The organism is uncultured Sphingomonas sp. (assembly GCF_936927845.1).
Lineage (GTDB): Bacteria > Pseudomonadota > Alphaproteobacteria > Sphingomonadales > Sphingomonadaceae > Sphingomonas.
Map to the genome: position 1 here is coordinate 84,164 of NZ_CAKZHV010000059.1, position 18,497 is coordinate 102,660.

An 18,497-nucleotide genomic window follows, 5' to 3' on the forward strand; every position below is an offset into this window, starting at 1 on the left:
TTTCTTCGGCTGACGAGGCAATAGTCCACATGGCAACCAAGGCGATCGACGCGGGCACCGGCCGGCGCGACACCACCGGCGGGACGCGCAAGCGCCGCATCCGCAAGGTTTTCGGCAACATCCACGAAGTGGTGCAGATGCCGAACCTGATCGAGGTGCAGCGCGAGAGCTACGAACAGTTCCTGCGCTCCGATCCCTCGATCGGCTACGTCTCGGGTCTTGAAAAGACGCTGCGCAGCGTGTTCCCGATCCGGGATTTCGCCGGCACCGCCGAACTCGATTTCGTCAATTACGAGCTCGAGCCGCCGAAGTTCGACGTCGAGGAATGCCGTCAGCGCGGCATCACCTATGCCGCCCCGATGCGCGTCACGCTGCGCCTGATCGTGTTCGAGGTGGATCCCGATACGGAAACCCGCTCGGTGCTCGATATCAAGGAGCAGGACGTTTACATGGGCGACATGCCGCTGATGACGGAGAACGGCACGTTCTTCATCAACGGCACCGAGCGCGTGATCGTCAGCCAGATGCACCGCTCGCCGGGCGTCCTGTTCGACCATGACCGCGGCAAGACGCACGCGTCGGGCAAGTTCCTGTTCGCGGCGCGCGTGATCCCGTATCGCGGTTCGTGGCTCGATTTTGAGTTCGACGCCAAGGACATCGTCAACGTCCGCATCGACCGCAAGCGCAAGCTGCCGGTGACGGCGCTGCTCTACGCGCTCGGCCTCAATTCCGAAGAGATTCTCAACCAGTTCTACAACCGCGTCACCTTTGTGCGCGGTCAGGGCGGCTGGCAGATCCCGTTCGCGGCCGAGAACTGGCGCGGCGTGAAGCCGTCGTTCGACATCGTCGACGCGAAGTCGGGCGAGGTGATCTTCGCTGCCGGCACCAAGATCACCCCGCGCGCCGCCAACAAGGCTGCGAAGGACGGTCTGGAGACGCTGCTGATCCCGACCGAGGAAATCTACGGCCGCTACTCGGCCTATGACCTCATCAACGAGCAGACGGGCGAGATCTACGTCGAGGCCGGTGACGAAATCGGTCCCGACAGCATGGAAAAGCTCGACAAGGCCGGGCTCGACCGCGTCGAACTGCTCGACATTGACCATGTCACGACGGGTCCGTGGATCCGCAACACGCTCAAGGCCGACAAGGCCGAGGAGCGCGAGCAGGCGCTGTCGGACATCTACCGCGTGATGCGCCCCGGCGAGCCGCCGACGCTGGAAACCGCGGAGTCGCTGTTCGCCGGCCTGTTCTTCGACCCCGACCGCTACGATCTGTCGGCAGTCGGCCGCGTGAAGCTCAACATGCGCCTCGACCTCTACGCCGAGGACACGGTGACGACGCTGCGCACCGAGGATATTCTCGCGGTCGTCAAGACGCTGGTCGACCTGAAGGACGGCAAGGGCGAGATCGACGACATCGACAACCTCGGCAACCGCCGAGTGCGTTCGGTCGGCGAGCTGCTGGAGAACCAGTATCGCGTCGGCCTGCTGCGCATGGAGCGCGCGGTCAAGGAGCGCATGTCCTCGGTGGACGTCTCGACCGTGATGCCGAATGACCTGATCAACGCGAAGCCCGCGGTCGCCGCGGTGCGCGAGTTCTTCGGTTCGTCGCAGCTGTCGCAGTTCATGGACCAGACCAACCCCTTGTCCGAAGTGACGCACAAGCGTCGCGTCTCGGCGCTTGGGCCGGGCGGTCTGACGCGTGAGCGCGCGGGCTTCGAGGTTCGCGACGTTCACCCCACGCACTACGGCCGCATCTGCCCGATCGAGACGCCGGAAGGCCCGAACATCGGTCTGATCAACTCGCTGTCGACCTTCGCGCGCGTCAACAAGTACGGCTTCATCGAGACGCCGTACCGTAAGATCGTCGATGGCCGGGTGACTAACGAGGTCGTCTATCTCTCCGCGATGGAGGAGCAGAAGCACACCGTCGCGCAGGCGTCGGCCGAGCTCAACGAGGACGGTTCGTTCGCCGAGGAGCTGGTGTCCGCGCGTCAGGCGGGCGAGTTCCTGATGGCGCTGCCCGAGACGGTGACGCTGATGGACGTGTCGCCCAAGCAGCTCGTGTCGGTCGCGGCCTCGCTCATTCCGTTCCTGGAGAACGACGACGCGAACCGCGCGCTGATGGGCTCGAACATGCAGCGCCAGGCGGTGCCGCTGGTCAAGGCCGAGGCACCGTTCGTCGGCACCGGCATGGAAGAGACGGTGGCGCGCGACTCGGGCGCCGCAATCTCGGCCAAGCGCGCCGGCATCGTCGATCAGGTCGATGCGGCCCGCATCGTCATTCGCGCGACCGGTGAGGTCGATGCGAACGAGAGCGGCGTTGACATCTACACGCTGATGAAGTTCCAGCGCTCGAACCAGTCGACCTGCATCAACCAGCGTCCGCTGGTGAAGGTGGGCGACGTGGTGAAGGCGGGCGACGTGCTGGCCGATGGTCCCTCGACCGAGTTCGGCGAGCTGGCGCTCGGCCGGAACGCGCTGGTCGCGTTCATGCCGTGGAACGGGTACAACTATGAGGACTCGATCCTCATCTCCGAGCGGATCGTGAAGGATGACGTGTTCACGTCGATCCACATCGACGAGTTCGAGGTGATGGCCCGCGACACGAAGCTCGGGCCGGAGGACATCACGCGCGACATCCCCAACGTCGGCGAGGAAGCACTGCGCAACCTCGACGAGGCGGGCATCGTCTACGTGGGTGCCGAGGTCGAGCCGGGCGACATCTTGGTCGGCAAGATCACGCCCAAGGGCGAGTCGCCGATGACGCCGGAAGAGAAGCTGCTCCGCGCGATCTTCGGTGAAAAGGCGTCGGACGTGCGCGACACGTCGCTGCGCCTGCCGCCGGGCGTTGCCGGCACGATCGTCGACGTGCGCGTCTTCAATCGTCACGGCATCGACAAGGACGAGCGCGCGATGGCGATCGAGCGCGAGGAGATCGAGCGCCTGAAGAAGGATTCGGACGACGAGCGCACGATCCTCAATCGCGCGACGTGGAGCCGTCTGCGCGAGATGCTGCTGGGTCAGGTCGCGACCGCGGCGCCGAAGGGCGTCAAGAAGGGCTCGACCATCGACATGGACCTGCTCGACTCGGTCGACCGCCACGAGTGGTGGAAGTTCGCGGTGCAGGACGATGCCGTGCAGGCGAACCTGGAAGCCGTGAAGGGCCAGTACGACGAGGCGGCCAAGCGTATCCGCGACAAGTTCGAGGATCGCCGCGAGAAGCTGGAGCGCGGCGACGAGCTGCCGCCGGGCGTGCTCAAGATGGTGAAGGTCTTCGTCGCGGTGAAGCGCAAGCTGCAGCCAGGCGACAAGATGGCCGGCCGTCACGGCAACAAGGGCGTCATCAGCCGCATCCTGCCGGCGGAGGACATGCCGTTCCTCGCCGACGGAACGCCGGTCGACCTCGTGCTCAACCCGCTGGGCGTGCCGTCGCGCATGAACGTCGGGCAGATCTTCGAGACGCACCTCGGCTGGGCGGCGCGTGGTCTGGGTCAACAGATCGCACAGCAGCTCGACGAGTGGCGCGAGGCCAATCCTGACGCTTCGGCGGGCGCGATGCCCGACGCGGTCAAGGCGCGGCTGGAGGAAGTCTACGGCGAGCATTATCTCGACGACATCCAGGCCCGCTCGGGCGACGAGATCGTCGAGCTGGCGCAGAACCTGCGCGGCGGCGTTCCGATGGGCACGCCCGTGTTCGACGGCGCGGTCGAGAAGGACGTGTCGGACATGCTGGCGCTCGCGGGGCTCGACCCCTCGGGTCAGTCGGACCTGTTCGACGGGCGCACCGGCGACAAGTTCGACCGCAAGGTGACCGTGGGCATCATCTACATGCTCAAGCTCCACCACCTGGTTGACGACAAGATCCACGCGCGTTCAATCGGGCCGTACAGCCTCGTCACCCAGCAGCCGCTGGGCGGCAAGGCGCAGTTCGGCGGGCAGCGTTTCGGCGAGATGGAGGTCTGGGCGCTCCAGGCTTACGGCGCCGCTTACACGCTGCAGGAGATGCTGACGGTGAAGTCGGACGACGTGGTCGGCCGCACCAAGGTCTACGAGGCGATCGTCAAGGGCGACGACACGTTCGAGGCCGGCATCCCCGAGAGCTTCAACGTGCTGGTCAAGGAAATGCGCTCGCTGGGTCTCAACGTCGATCTCAAGTCGATGGAAGAGGCCGAGGACGACGGCATGGCCGAGGCCGCGGAGTAAAAAGGGCTGTGCGGGCGACGGTTTACCAAACCGTCGCCCGTCCTCTCCGCTCCCGCCTGGACAGCTTACCCCTAGAGGGACGAAATCATGAACGAACTGACCAATTTCGCCAATCCGCTCGCGAAGCCGGAGACCTTCGACCAGATCCAGATCGGCATCGCATCGCCCGATCGCATCCGCTCGTGGTCGTTCGGCGAGATCAAGAAGCCGGAAACGATCAACTATCGCACGTTCAAGCCCGAGCGTGACGGCCTGTTCTGCGCGCGCATCTTTGGTCCGATCAAGGACTATGAATGCCTGTGCGGCAAGTACAAGCGCATGAAGTACAAGGGCATCGTGTGTGAGAAGTGCGGTGTCGAAGTCACCGTATCGAAGGTTCGCCGCGAGCGGATGGGCCACATCGAGCTCGCCGCCCCGGTCGCGCACATCTGGTTCCTGAAGTCGCTGCCGAGCCGCATCGGCCTGCTGCTCGACATGCAGTTGAAGCAGCTCGAGCGCGTGCTCTATTTCGAAGCGTATATCGTGATCGAGCCGGGCCTGACCCCGCTCGAGAAGTATCAGCTGCTCACCGAGGATGAGCTGCTCGAGGCGCAGGACGAATATGGCGAGGACGCCTTCTCCGCCGGGATCGGCGCCGAGGCCGTGCGCAACATGCTCGAGAACCTCGATCTCGAGGGCGAGAAGGTCGCGCTGCTCGAAGAGCTCGCCACTACCAAGTCGGAGCTCAAGCCCAAGAAGATCATCAAGCGGCTGAAGGTCGTCGAGAGCTTCCTGGAGTCGGGCAACCGTCCCGAGTGGATGATCCTCGAGGTCGTGCCGGTCATCCCGCCCGAGCTGCGCCCGCTGGTGCCGCTCGACGGCGGTCGCTTCGCGACCTCGGACCTGAACGACCTGTATCGTCGCGTGATCAACCGCAACAATCGTCTGAAGCGCCTGATGGAGCTGCGCGCGCCGGACATCATCGTCCGCAACGAGAAGCGCATGCTGCAGGAGGCGGTCGACGCCTTATTCGACAACGGCCGTCGCGGTCGCACGATCACCGGTGCGAACAAGCGTCCGCTCAAGTCACTGTCCGATATGCTCAAGGGCAAGCAGGGGCGCTTCCGCCAGAACCTGCTCGGCAAGCGCGTCGACTATTCGGGCCGTTCGGTCATCGTGACCGGGCCGGAGCTGAAGCTGCACCAGTGCGGCTTGCCGAAGAAGATGGCGCTCGAGCTGTTCAAGCCGTTCATCTACGCGCGCCTCGACGCCAAGGGCCTGAGCATGACGCTCAAGCAGGCGAAGAAGTGGGTCGAGAAGGAGCGCAAGGAAGTCTGGGACATCCTGGACGAGGTGATCCGCGAGCACCCGGTCATGCTCAACCGCGCACCGACGCTCCACCGCCTCGGCATCCAGGCGTTCGAGCCGGTGCTGATCGAGGGCAAGGCGATCCAGCTTCACCCGCTGGTCTGCTCGGCGTTCAACGCCGACTTCGACGGTGACCAGATGGCCGTCCACGTGCCGCTGAGCCTTGAGGCGCAGCTGGAAGCGCGCGTGCTGATGATGTCGACCAACAACATCCTGTCGCCTGCGAACGGCAAGCCGATCATCGTGCCGTCGCAGGACATGGTGCTGGGCCTCTACTATCTCTCCATGATGAAGGAGAAGGAGCCGGGCGAAGGCATGCTGCTGTCCGACATGGCGGAAGTGCACCAGGCGCTCGACTCGGGCGCCGTGACGCTCCACACCAAGGTCATCAGCCGCGTTCCGCAGACCGACGAGAACGGCAAGCAGTACCTCAAGCGCTTCGAGACGACGCCGGGCCGCATGCTGCTGGGCGAGACGCTGCCGAAGAGCCACAAGGTGCCGTTCGACACCGTCAACCGCCTGCTGACCAAGAAGGATGTCGGCGACGTCATCGACGAGGTGTATCGCCACACCGGTCAGAAGGAGACGGTGCTGTTCGCCGATGCGATCATGGCGCTCGGTTTCCGTCACGCGTTCAAGGCCGGCATCTCGTTCGGCAAGGACGACATGATCATCGCGCCCGACAAGGACGCGCTGGTCGACGAGACGCGCGATCAGGTGAAGGACTTCGAGCAGCAGTATCAGGACGGCCTGATCACGCAGCAGGAGAAGTACAACAAGGTGATCGACGCCTGGTCGCGCTGCGGTGATCAGGTCGCGAATTCGATGATGAACGAGATCAAGGCGGTCCGCCACTACGAGGACGGCGAGCACGCCGGCCGCGAGAAGCCGATCAACTCGATCTACATGATGGCGCACTCGGGTGCGCGTGGTTCGCAGGCGCAGATCAAGCAGCTCGCGGGCATGCGCGGCCTGATGGCGAAGCCCTCGGGCGAGATCATCGAGACGCCGATCATCTCGAACTTCAAGGAAGGTCTGACCGTCCTCGAATACTTCAACTCCACCCACGGCGCGCGCAAGGGCCTCGCGGACACGGCGTTGAAGACCGCAAACTCGGGCTATCTCACCCGCCGCCTCGTCGACGTGTCGCAGGACTGCGTCATCATCGAGGAGGATTGCGGCACCGAGCGCGCGCTGGAGATGAAGGCAATCGTCCAAGGCGGCAGCACCATCGCGTCGCTTGGCGAGCGTATTCTCGGCCGCACCACGGCCGAGGACGTGGTCGACAAGGATGGCAAGGTCGTCATCCCGGTCGGCACGCTGCTCGACGAGCCGATGGTCGCGCAGATCGAAGCGATGGGCGTGCAGGGCATGAAGATCCGCTCGCCGCTGGTTTGCGAAAGCAAGATCGGCGTGTGCGGCAAGTGCTACGGCCGCGATCTCGCGCGCGGTACGCCGGTCAACATCGGTGAGGCGGTCGGCGTCATCGCCGCGCAGTCGATCGGTGAGCCGGGCACGCAGCTGACCATGCGCACCTTCCACATCGGCGGTGCGGCGCAGCTCAACGAGACGTCCAACCTGGAGGCGCACGCAGACGGCACCGCGGAATACCGCGACCTGCGCGTGATCGTCGACCAACGCGGCCGCCGCGTGGTGCTGAGCCGTTCGGGCGAGATCGTGATCAAGGACATGGATGGCCGCGAGCTGTCGGTCGACCGCATCCCCTACGGTGCGTACGTCATGTTCGACGACGGTCACATCGTGTCCAAGGGCGACCGCATGGCCGAGTGGGATCCGTTCACCATGCCGGTGATCACCGAGACCGGCGGCACGGTGAAGTTCCAGGATCTGGTCGAGGGCAAGACGCTGACCGAGCAGGTCGACGAAGCGACGGGCATCGCCCAGCGCGTCGTGACCGAGCACCGCGCCACCACCAAGTCGAAGGAGGATCTGCGTCCGCGCATGACCTTGCTCGACGAGGGTTCGGGTGAAGCGGCACGCTACATGCTCGCGCCCGGCGCGGTGCTGTCGGTCGAGGACAATGCGACGGTGCAGGCGGGCGACGTGCTCGCCCGTGTCGCCCGCGAGTCCGCCAAGACCCGCGACATCACCGGCGGTCTGCCGCGCGTCGCCGAGCTGTTCGAGGCGCGCAAGCCGAAGGAGAACGCGATCATCGCGAAGGTCTCCGGCCGTGTCGTGTTCGGCAAGGATTACAAGGCCAAGCGCAAGATCGGGATCCAGCCCGAGGACGGCGGCGAGGTCGTGGAGTATCTGATCCCAAAGTCGAAGGTGATCGACGTTCAGGAAGGCGACTACGTCAAGCGCGGCGACAATCTGATCGGCGGTTCGCCCGATCCGCACGACATTCTCGAGGTGCTCGGCATCGAGCCACTCGCGGAATATCTCGTGTCGGAGATCCAGGAGGTCTATCGACTGCAGGGCGTGAAGATCAACGACAAGCACATCGAGACGATCGTTCGTCAGATGCTGCAGAAGGTCGAGATCACCGAGGGCGGCGACACCACGCTGCTCGCGGGCGAGCAGGTCGATCGCGAGGAAATGGACGCGATCAACGCCAAGCTGGAGAAGGGTCAGGCGCCGGCACAGGGCAAGCCCGTGCTGCTCGGTATCACCAAGGCGAGCTTGCAGACGCGCTCGTTCATCTCGGCCGCGTCGTTCCAGGAGACTACCCGCGTCCTCACCGAGGCGGCGGTCCAGGGCAAGCAGGACACGCTGATGGGCTTGAAGGAGAACGTGATCGTCGGCCGCCTGATCCCGGCAGGCACGGGCGCGGGCATGAACCGCCTGCGCGTCGCTGCCTCGTCGCGTGACGCAGCGCTCCGCGTCCAGCAGCGCAAGTTGCAGGAAGCGATGATCGCGGCAGGTACGGCAACGCAGGTCAAGGCCGCCGAGGACGCGCGCAGCCCGCGCGACGACACCGGCACCGGCAGCGATCCGCTCGCCGAGGTCGTGCCCTCGGGAACCGGCACCGACGCCGATGCGGGCGAGTATCTGAACGACTGACCGTTCGGCTAATCACGACGTGAAGCAGGAACCGCCGTCCGGGCAACCGGGCGGCGGTTTCCGTTTGTGAGCCGATTGGGCATCGGGTCGGGGCCCCTTGGCGACACTGGGGGAGCTGACGTTGCCTCCTCCCCTCTCGTCATCCCGGCCTTGGGCCGGGATCCCGCTTCTTCCCACCCCACCCCGAACCGAGACCGAGTCCGAGGTGACAAGCGTCGCCGGAAATAACCGGATAATCACGCGGAGCCATATCCACATGGATATCGCTGTTGTATTCCGACGAACATAGCTTCATGAACCGCCCGAGCCGGTCAGCGCAGAACCGCGGCTGGACGCCACAGGGGTCACGATCATGAAGCTCACATCATCGCTGACCTCGCTCGCGCTCGCGACGCTCGCGCTACCCGCGGAAGCGCAAACCGCCGACACGATCATCACGCCAACCAGCAACGCCGCCTCTACGCCCGCCGCCGGCGAAGCGAGCACCGCCAACGGCGCCGACGGCCTACCCGCCGTCATCGTCACCGCGCGCCGTCGTGCCGAGGATGCGCAGCGCATCCCGACGTCATTGTCGGTCGTCGGTGGCACGCTTCTGGATCAGGCATATGCGGTGAACACGCAGGCGCTGACCACGCTGATCCCCAGCCTCAATTATTCCTCGGCCAACCCGCGCAACACCGCCTTCACGATCCGCGGTCTGGGCTCCAGCGTCGTCGCGGTCAGTCAGGCGAACGATGGACTGGAGTCGGGGGTCGGCTTCTACGTCGATCAGGTCTATCACGCTCGCCCCGCCACCTCGGCGTTCGACTTCGCAGACGTGGCGCAGGTCGAGGAACTGCGCGGACCGCAGGGCACGTTGTTCGGCAAGAACACGACCGCGGGCGCGATCAACATCACCACACGCGCGCCGAGCTTCATGCCGGAGGGTTTCGCCGAACTGTCCTATGGCAGCTTTGACTTCGTCCAGGCGAAAGGCTGGGTATCTGGCCCGATCAGCGACACCGTCGCTTATCGTCTCTCGGGCGTGTCGACGCGACGTGACGGCGTCATCACCAACGTGCGCACCGGCCGCGACGCCAACACGCTCGGCACGCAGGCCGTGCGCGGACAATTGCTGTTCCAGCCCGACGAGCGCCTCCGGCTGCGCGTGTCGGCCGACTTCACCAATTTCCAGGCATATTGCTGCACCCAAGTGCCCTACACGGTCGGTCAGAGCCTGCGCGCCGCGAACCGCCAGTTTCCCGCGCTCGCGCGCCAGTTCGGCTACACCCTGCCTTCGCTAAACTACCGCGAACGCGTGACCGACATTGACGGTCCGCTCGGCACCGACACCAACGAGGGTGGTGTGTCGGCGATCACCGACTGGAACGTCGGCCCCGCCACGATCACCTCGGTCACCGCGTGGCGCTTCTGGAACTGGGACGCGGAGAACGACCGCGATTACATCGGTCTGCCGATCCAGCTCAGCCAGCATATTCCCTCGCGGCAGGATCAGTGGAGCCAGGAACTGCGCCTCGCCTCAAACGGCGAGCATCGGCTGGGCTATGTGGTCGGCCTCTACGCCTTCTCGCAGACGATCACCGGTGGTCCGATCAGCATCTACGGCCCCGCCGCTGCCGGCTGGCTGATCGGGCAGAGCGTGCCGACCAGTGCAACCAACGCGACCCCGGTCGCGGTTCCGTCCAACCTGCTCGACGGCTACGGACAGGACGGCCGCACCCGCTTCCACAGCACCAGCTACGCCGCGTTCGGCGAGGCGAACTGGCGCGTCATCGACCGCGTCACGCTGACCGCGGGTCTGCGCTACACGCACGAGAACAAGGACGGTTCGTACGACACGACCGTGTCCGGCGGCCCGGCGGCCGCGGTCCCCGCGCTCACCAATGCCAGGCTGAATATCCTGCGCCCGCAATCCTATGCGGCGCGTGACCGCGACGGCAGCCTGTCGGGGCGCGGTAACGTCGCGGTCGATCTCGCGCCGGGCGTGCTCGGCTACGCCAGCTACGCGCGCGGGTTCAAATCAGGCGGGATCAACATGTCGGGGCTGCCGCTCGACGGCAACAACCGCCCCGTGCTCGCCACCGCCGTCGTGCGCCCGGAACGCAACGAGACCTACGAGGTCGGGCTGAAGACGCAGGCGTTCGACCGCCGGCTCGTGTTCAACATCGACGGCTTCTACACCAAGGTACGCGACTTCCAGGCGACGGTGGTCGAGAATTCGGTCACGCAGACCGCGCAGTTGCGCGGCTATCTGTCGAACATTCCCGAAGTCACCGTGAAGGGGATCGAGGCCGACGCGTCCGCGCTCGTCCTGCCCGGCGTCTCGCTGCGTGCCGGCCTCGCCTACGCTGACGGCGAATACAGCGACTATCCCGCCGGCCCCTGCCCGCTGGAGCAGCAGACCGCCGCAACGACACGGTGCAGCCTGACCGGTCGCCGCCTCGCCTCGCTGCCACGGCTCGCCGCCACCGCGGGCGCCGACATCGAGCAGCCGGTCGGAACCGGCGCGGTGTTCCTCCACGTCGATACCGCGTCGCGCAGCGGCTATAGCGGCGACCCCAGCCTGTCGCGCTTCACCTACATCCGCGGCTACAATCTCACCAATGCCAACATCGGCTACCGCTTCGCTGATGGGCTGGAGCTGGCGCTATTCGCACGCAACCTGTTCGACGCCGATTACGTGCAGAACGTGACGGTACAGGCGGGTAACAGCGGCCTCATTCTGGCCACGCCCAGCGACCCGCGGACGGTCGGCGCGACACTGAGGCTGAGACGCTGAGCATCACCGACGCGCAGAGCTTCCCTGCGGCTCGATCGTGAAGTCGACGCCGCCGCGCCGGCTCGGCCACATCGCGACCAGGAACGTGCGCCGCTGGCCGCACACGCGCGCCGACCACGCCTCCCAATGCCCGCGGCGGCGGTACACCGGCGAGCCCGCACGAAAGCGCTTGGGCAGCGACTGCGCCTGCAACTGGCCCAGTCGCGCGCAGCGATAGGCCGCGACCGAGTAGCGCTGCAGCCCGCGCAGCACGTCGGCTTTCAAACGCTTGTCGGCGCGCGACGGCCCGGGCCTGTCGGCGGGTACCGGGGCTGCTGCGACGAGCAAGATCGGCAGCACGAGCGCGAGGCGTGTCACGCCGGCTCCTGCACCGGCTCACCGAGTGCGAGCGTGCGATCCCCTTCCATCGTCCGCACGATCGTCGTGATCGTGCCGCCCTCGACGCGCAACTCGTTGAACGCCGGCGGCGAGTGGCGCACCCGCTTCGACAGCGTGCCCGCGCCGATCAGCCGCACCGTCCGCCCGCCATGCGCGAACGGCACGTCGAATGGATCGTGGACGTGACCCGACAGGACCGCGTCCGCCCCCGCCTTCGCCAGCGCGACGAGCGCGCGGTCGCCGTATTTCGTCCTGGCGGTCCCCTTGGTCGGCCCCTCGATCAGCGGGTGGTGCCCCGCGACGATGATCAGGTGGTCCTTCGGCACGTCCGCGATCAGCGACAGCGCGCGGCGGAGCGAGCCCGGGCTCACCCGCCCCTTTGACCAGTTCCAGCGCCACTGCGCGCGCGCGGTGGTCTTGAGCGGGATCACCGCGATGCCGTGTATGTCGAGCGGGCGCTCGATCATCTTCTCGACCGCGGCGTAGCGCGAGTAAGGCGAGAACAGTCGCCGCAGCGGGTCCCAGTAATAGGGGATATCGTGGTTGCCGACCTCCAGCGTCACCGGCACGCCAAGCGAGCGCAGCCAGTCGCCGCCCTGCTGGAACTCCTTGGGCTTGGCGCGCATCGTCAGGTCGCCGGTCATGATCACCGCGTCGGGCTTCTCCGCCGCCACGCGCTCGCCGAACCAGGCGATCGCCGCCGGGTCCTCGGCGCCGAAATGCACGTCGCTGACGTGGAACAGCTTGGTCATGTCTTCTCCCGTTGACCGCTCCTAACGCGCGAGCGGCCGCCCGGGTGCCTATTTCCCCATCAGCTCGCGGCGCAGGAACGCGTCGAGCAGCGCGGCGCGGCGCGCATCCTCGGCGTGGTCGGCGCCGACCGCGTGACCGCCCTCGAGATATTCGTGAAAATAGACGGTGTTGCCGTTCGCCTTGAGCAGCGCGGCGAGCTTTCTCGCGTGGCCCGGATGAACGCGATCGTCCTTGGTCGATCCGTAGAAGAGCACCGGCGGGTAACGCACGCCGCTGCGCACGTTCTGGTACGGCGAGTAGCGGCTGATGAACGCCCAGTCGCCGGGCTTGTCAGGATCGCCGTACTCGTCGATCCACGAGGCACCCGCGGACAAGTGCGAGTAGCGCTGCATGTCTTCGAGCGGCGAGCCAGCGATCACCGCGCCGTACAAGTCGGGCCGCTGCTGCATCGCCACGCCGACCAGCAATCCGCCGTTCGACCGGCCCGAGACCGCGATTTTCTTGGGCGCGCTGACCCCCGTCTTGACCAGATCCTCGGCGACCGCGTGAAGATCGTCGAACACGTTCTGCCGCTTCTCGCGCAGCCCCGCCTGGTGCCAGCGCGGGCCGTACTCGCCGCCGCCGCGCAGATTGGCGAGCACGAAGGCGTTGCCCTGCTCGACCCAGAACAGCCCCAGCGGCCCGGCACGATATGGCTGGTCGGTCAAATAGGTCGGCGTTTGCGCGTTGCGGAACCCGCCATAGGCGTGGATCAGCGCGGGCGCAGGACTGGTCGCGCCCTTCTTGGTCACCAGGAAATACGGCACGCGCGTGCCGTCCTTCGAGGTCGCGAAATGCTGCGCGACCGCGTACTGCCGCGCGTCGAACTTGGCCGGCAGCGACTGCACCGCGGCGACCTTCGCGTCCGCACCGACCGCGTAGAGCGTCGGCGGGGTAAGCATCCCCTCGACGGTCGCGAACGCCCTGTCGCGCGCGCCCGCGCTGCCGACGATGTGGATCGTGCTGTTGGCGGCGAGCGGCATTGCCGCCTGCGACCAGCGGCCATCCGAACCGCGGCGCAGCGCCAGCAGCTTGCCCGACACGTCGTCCAGCACCTTGACCCACAACACGTGGTCGGTGGCGCTCACCTCCTCGACCGCCTGGCTCGCGCTCGGCGCCATCACCAGTTCAGGGGCCGCGCGCCGCCCCGCGGCGACATCGGCGAGCGAATAGGCGACCAGCACCCCGGCCTGGAATCCGTTTGCGGGCTTGCTGTACGACACGATCGCGCGCCCACCGATCACGTCGCGCACGTCCGCTCCTTGCGGCAGCGGCAGCGGCGCGAAGCGGCCGTTGGGCATCCGCACGATGTAATCGCTCTGGAAGAACGTCGTGTTGACGGCGATCATCGGCCAGCGCTGCGTCGCGTCGACGGGGGCGCGTACCTCCAACCCGACGATCGACGCCGGTGCCTCGTGCACCATCTTCGCCGCAGTGATCGGCGTGCCGCGCGTCCACACCTTCGCGATCCGCGGGTAGCCCGACACGGTCAGCGATCCCGCACCCCAATCGCTCGCGACCAGCAGGTGATCGCGATCGATCCACGTATAACGGCTCTTCGCCTCGGGCAGCACGAACCCGTCGGGCACGAACGCGCCCGTGGTCAGGTCAAACTCGCGCACCACCTGCGCGTCGGTGCCGCCGGGGCTCAGCGCGACCATGCAGCGGGTGTAATCGGGCTCCAGGCACTGCGCACCGTGCCAGACCCAGCTCTTGCCCTCCTGCTTACCCAGCGCATCGACGTCGATCAGCGTGCGCCACTCGGGCTTGCCCGCCGTGTAGCTGGAAAGGCTCGCCACCCGCCACAGCCCGCGCGGATGCGCCGCGTCGCGCCACAGATTGGTGACGCGCTCGCCCATCACGGTTTCGGGCTCGGCGATCTGCGCCTCGTCGTCGAGGATCGCCTTGGCGCGTGCGCGGTCCTGCTCGTAGCGCGGGTCGCGCGTCAGCACTTGCTCCGTTTCGGCGTTCCACGCCTTCACCTGCCCGAGTGCGCGGGCGCCCTCGATATCCTCCAGCCAAGCGTAAGGATCGGCGGCGGGCGCAGCGGCGATTGCCAGCAGTGACACGAGCGGAAGGAGCGATTTCATTGCCGATGCGTAGCGTTCCTGTCGCCCCTGCTCAACCGGCCTGTCGTGCCGGCATGTGGGGGACCAAGTGACGGAGGACCAATGGGGAAAGCCAAGCACCATCACCTGCAACTCGGGCTCGTCCGGATGCAGGCCGCCATGGCGAAAAGCGGCGAACGCGCGGTCGTCGTGCTCGAAGGCCGCGACGCCGCGGGCAAGGACGGCACGATCAAGGCGATCACCCAGCATCTGTCGGTCCGCAACACCCGCGTCGTCGCGCTTCCGAAGCCGAGCGACCGCGAGGCGACCCAGTGGTATTTTCAACGCTACGTCGCGCATCTGCCCGCCGCCGGCGAACTCGTGATCTTCAATCGCAGCTGGTACAATCGCGCTGGCGTCGAGGTGGTGAACGGCTTCTCCACGCCGGCGCAGCAGGCACAATTTCTGCGCGACGTGCCCGATTTCGAGCGCATGCTGGTCGAGAACGGGATCAAGCTGGTCAAGCTGTGGCTCGACATCGACAAGGACGAGCAGGCGCGTCGACTGGAGAAGCGCCGCACCGATCCATTGAAGGCCTTGAAGGTTTCCGCGCTCGACGCGGTCGCGCAGGACAAATGGGCCGACTATTCGGCCGCGCGCGACACGATGCTGGAGCGGACGCACAGCGTCTGGGCGCCGTGGACCTGTGTGCGCGCCGACGACAAGCCCGCCGCGCACAAGGCGGTGATCCGCCATCTGCTCCGTGAAATCACGGACGACGACATCGCGCGCGAGATCAAGCAGCCCGATCCCGACGTGCTGTTCCCGTTCGCGCTCGACGCGATAAACGACGGGCGACTCGCCGGTTAAGGTGGAGGTTAGCGGCGCGTCAGTTCGGGATCGGCTCGCACGCGATCCCGTCGCCGTCGCCGTCCATGTTGGCACGATAGCCCGGCTCACCGCGATAGATCGGTGCCGTGCCCGCGGCCCGCGCGTCGTTGCAGCCGCCCCATTCGTCGCCCTGCTGCGGCGGCCTGAGGCGGCTCAGGCGAGTGTCGGCCGCGACCTGTTCGATGGTGGCAACCGCGCCCGCTCGCCCGTGCGACGGCGTTATGACCGACCCGACGCCTGCCACGGCTCCGACAAAACCTGCGCCGATCAAGGTAAACAGCGCGCCCGATGATCCATCCCGCATGGTTTCGGGCTAGGCCAAATGAGTAAACGCCACGTGCCTGATCTGGATCAGCAACAAGGCGCCACGCGGGCGCGTCAGTCGCCGGTGACGCGCACCGGGCCCAGGTCACCCTGCCCGACCGACCCGCTCGCCATCGCCAGCATCGCATCGAGACTCTTCTTCGCGCGGAGCCGCAGCCCTTCCTCGATCTCGATCCTAGGCGTCAGGTCACGCAGCGCGACGTAGAGCTTCTCCATCGTGTTGAGCGCCATGTACGGGCAGATGTTGCAGTTGCAGTTGCCGTCCGCGCCCGGCGCGCCGATGAAGGTCTTGTCGGGTAACGCCTTCTCCATCTGGTGGATGATGTGCGGCTCGGTCGCGACGATCAGCGTGTCGCCCGGCATCGCCATCGCGTAATCCAGGATCCCGCGTGTCGAGCCAACGTAATCGGCGTGATCGAGGATCACCGCCGGGCATTCGGGATGCGCCGCCACCGGCGCGCCCGGGTACTGCGCCTTGAGCTTCAGGAGCTCCGTCTCGCTGAACGCCTCGTGGACGATGCACACCCCCGGCCACAGGATCAGGTCGCGCCCGGTCTTGCGCGCGAGATACCCGCCCAGGTTGCGGTCCGGCCCGAAGATGATCGGCTGCGACGCCGGGATCTGGCTCAGGATCTTCTCCGCCGAGCTGCTCGTCACGATGACGTCGGACAGTCCCTTAACCTCGGCCGAACAGTTGATGTAGGTCAGCGCGATCGCGTCCGGGTGCTGCGCGCGGAACGCCGCGAACTGCTCGGGCGGGCAACTGTCCTCCAGGCTGCAGCCTGCGTCCATGTCGGGCAGCACCACCGTCTTCTGCGGGCTCAGGATTTTCGCGGTTTCGGCCATGAAGCGCACACCGCAGAATGCGATCACGTCGGCATCGGTCTCCGCCGCCTTGCGGCTGAGGTCGAGGCTGTCGCCGACGAAATCGGCCAGATCCTGTATCTCGGGCTTCTGATAATAATGCGCGAGGATCACCGCGTTGCGCTCGCGGCGAAGGCGGTCGATCTCGGCGCGCAGGTCGAGGCCGGAAAGGTTGGTGGGCTGTTCCATGCGCGCGGATGTGGCCCAGCGCGCGCGTGCGATCAAGTCAGCGCCCGTTGCCGAGCACTTCCTCAAGGCTGCGTGTCAGGTCCCACTGCGTCGCATCGCCTCCACGCGGCTCACCCTGAAAGCGCACCTGCACGCTGACCGGCAGCCCCGCCGCCGCCAGCGTCCCCCCGAACAATCGTTCGAGCGCGGCGCGTCCGTTCTCGCGCGCTTTGAGGATGTTCTGCGGCTCGCGCGCCTTGGCCGCCACCACGCGCGTCGCCGTGCCCGACACGCGGCGCTGCAATTCGGCCATCGCGTCGCGCGAGACGAACGCGCCGCTCGTCTGATCGATCGTCACGTTCGCTTCATCGACGTTGGGACGCCCGACCACCACGTCGGGCACCTCGACCAGCAGTCGGCGGTTTGCCTCGTCGTAGCGGAAATCGCGCGGCGACAGCGATCGCAGCTGGACGTAGTAATCGACCTCGTACGGCGCCTTCACCACGCGGGTCGACTTCAGCCATCCCCACAAACGGCTGGTCGCCGCGGTCGCCTGCACGATGCCTGATAGGCGACTGACGCGAAGGTCGCTGCTACCGTAGAGCTTGCCCGTCACGACACGCGCCACCGCCAGCCCGTTCTCATCGGTCGCGACGGTGTAGCTGTCGGTATAGCGCCGATAACCCGCGACCGAAACGACGACGATCGCCACCGCCAGCGCGAGCCCAAGTGCGGTCTTCACCAGATTGTTCACGCCGACACCATTCTCCACGCCTCACCATCTGCCCGCACCAGCGCGCGGCGATCGAGGTCGATCAGATGCGCCAGCACCGATTGCTCGGCCGCGGGCAGCAGGCGGCGGTCAAGCCCCACATACATCCGCTCCACCATTTGCGGCACGGTGCCGACCCCCTCGCCCAACAGCCGCAGGATCTGCCCCTCGCGTTGCTTGCGATGCCCGAGCAGCCCGCGCACCAGCCGCTGCGGCCGCTCGATCTCGAGCCCGTGGCCGGGATAATAGACGCGGTCACCGCGTGCGAGCAGCTTCTCCAGGCTCGCCATATAGTCGCCCATGTCGCCGTCGGGCGGCGAGACCACGCTGGTCGCCCACCCCATCACGTGATCGCCCGAGAAAAGCGCGCCCGTCTCGGGAAGCGCGAAGGCGAGATGGTTGCTCGTATGCCCGGGTGTCGCGATCGCCTCCAGCGTCCATCCCTCCCCGCTCACCCGCTCACCCTCGGCCAGCACGCGGTCGGGTGCGTAATCGGGATCGAACGCCGCATCGGCGCGCGGACCATCGTCGCTGTGCGCGAACGGCGCCGCGCCCATGATCGGCGCTCCGGTTTCCAGCGCCAGCCGCCGCGCGCCGGGACTGTGATCGCGGTGATGATGCGTGATGACGATCGCGCGCACCGGGCGGCCCGCGATCGTCCGTAGCAGCGCGGCGTGATGCGGCTCGTCCGCGGGCCCGGGATCGATGATCGCGAGGTCGGTCGCCCCGACCAGATGCGTCTGCGTTCCCGTGAACGTGTACGGCGACGCATTGGGCGCCAGCACACGGGTGACGAGCGGCTCGAGCTCGATCGCGAGCCCGGTCGGCGGCGGTGGCGCGTCGTTCATTGCACAACGAAATGGCGGGTCGGGCGCAGCGACGCAAGCGCCGCGCCCGACCCG

At 66.6% G+C, this 18,497-nt stretch carries 11 protein-coding genes; 4 read left to right on the forward strand and 7 right to left on the reverse strand.

Annotation, left to right across the window (positions count from 1 at the left end; genetic code table 11):
- Nucleotides 1-29 precede the first annotated feature (29 nt).
- From rpoB to Q0579_RS10735, 3 genes are all read left to right on the forward strand, one after another.
- Entirely contained in the window at nucleotides 30-4,208 is a 4,179-nt protein-coding gene (rpoB, locus tag Q0579_RS10725) for a DNA-directed RNA polymerase subunit beta (protein WP_298812013.1), read from the forward strand.
- A gap of 87 nt (nucleotides 4,209-4,295) precedes the next feature.
- Nucleotides 4,296-8,579 (forward strand): DNA-directed RNA polymerase subunit beta', encoded by a 4,284-nt coding sequence (rpoC, locus tag Q0579_RS10730; RefSeq protein WP_298812014.1) that lies wholly within the window; start codon nucleotides 4,296-4,298, stop codon nucleotides 8,577-8,579.
- Nucleotides 8,580-8,931: 352 nt separating this feature from the next.
- Nucleotides 8,932-11,358, forward strand: coding sequence for a TonB-dependent receptor (locus tag Q0579_RS10735; RefSeq protein ID WP_298812015.1), 2,427 nt, complete (start codon nucleotides 8,932-8,934; stop codon nucleotides 11,356-11,358).
- A gap of 3 nt (nucleotides 11,359-11,361) precedes the next feature.
- On the opposite strand, the gene Q0579_RS10740 is transcribed toward Q0579_RS10735, so the two are convergent.
- Genes Q0579_RS10740 through Q0579_RS10750 form a run of 3 tightly spaced genes read right to left on the reverse strand, consistent with a single transcriptional unit; the run spans nucleotide 11,362 to nucleotide 14,618 of the window.
- Nucleotides 11,362-11,715 carry a hypothetical protein gene (locus Q0579_RS10740; protein WP_298812016.1) on the reverse strand — a complete coding sequence of 118 codons (354 nt, stop codon included), beginning with the start codon at nucleotides 11,713-11,715 and terminating at the stop codon, nucleotides 11,362-11,364.
- Nucleotides 11,712-12,488, reverse strand: coding sequence for a metallophosphoesterase (locus Q0579_RS10745; protein WP_298812017.1), 777 nt, complete (start codon nucleotides 12,486-12,488; stop codon nucleotides 11,712-11,714). The genes Q0579_RS10740 and Q0579_RS10745 overlap by 4 nt, the downstream gene beginning before the upstream one ends.
- Nucleotides 12,489-12,536: 48 nt before the next feature.
- The gene (locus Q0579_RS10750) at nucleotides 12,537-14,618 is read right to left on the reverse strand and encodes a prolyl oligopeptidase family serine peptidase (protein ID WP_298812021.1); all 2,082 of its coding nucleotides are present in this window, start codon (nucleotides 14,616-14,618) and stop codon (nucleotides 12,537-12,539) included.
- A gap of 81 nt (nucleotides 14,619-14,699) precedes the next feature.
- Here Q0579_RS10750 and ppk2 point away from each other — a divergent pair, with 81 nt between their 5' ends.
- Nucleotides 14,700-15,446, forward strand: a complete 747-nt coding sequence (gene ppk2 / locus Q0579_RS10755; RefSeq protein ID WP_298812023.1) for a polyphosphate kinase 2 — start codon at nucleotides 14,700-14,702, stop codon at nucleotides 15,444-15,446.
- A 19-nt stretch (nucleotides 15,447-15,465) separates the two neighbouring features.
- On the opposite strand, the gene Q0579_RS10760 is transcribed toward ppk2, so the two are convergent.
- The 4 genes from Q0579_RS10760 to Q0579_RS10775 form a co-directional block, all read right to left on the reverse strand.
- Nucleotides 15,466-15,771, reverse strand: a complete 306-nt coding sequence (locus Q0579_RS10760; RefSeq protein WP_298812024.1) for an excalibur calcium-binding domain-containing protein — start codon at nucleotides 15,769-15,771, stop codon at nucleotides 15,466-15,468.
- Between the two features lie 74 nt (nucleotides 15,772-15,845).
- Entirely contained in the window at nucleotides 15,846-16,844 is a 999-nt protein-coding gene (nadA, locus tag Q0579_RS10765) for a quinolinate synthase NadA (RefSeq protein WP_298812025.1), read from the reverse strand.
- A 37-nt stretch (nucleotides 16,845-16,881) separates the two neighbouring features.
- The gene (locus Q0579_RS10770) at nucleotides 16,882-17,577 is read right to left on the reverse strand and encodes a DUF4230 domain-containing protein (protein ID WP_298812027.1); all 696 of its coding nucleotides are present in this window, start codon (nucleotides 17,575-17,577) and stop codon (nucleotides 16,882-16,884) included.
- A complete protein-coding gene (locus Q0579_RS10775) occupies nucleotides 17,574-18,443 on the reverse strand; it encodes an MBL fold metallo-hydrolase (RefSeq protein ID WP_298812029.1) in 870 nt (289 codons plus the stop codon). The genes Q0579_RS10770 and Q0579_RS10775 overlap by 4 nt, the downstream gene beginning before the upstream one ends.
- Between the last annotated feature and the right edge of the window lie 54 nt (nucleotides 18,444-18,497).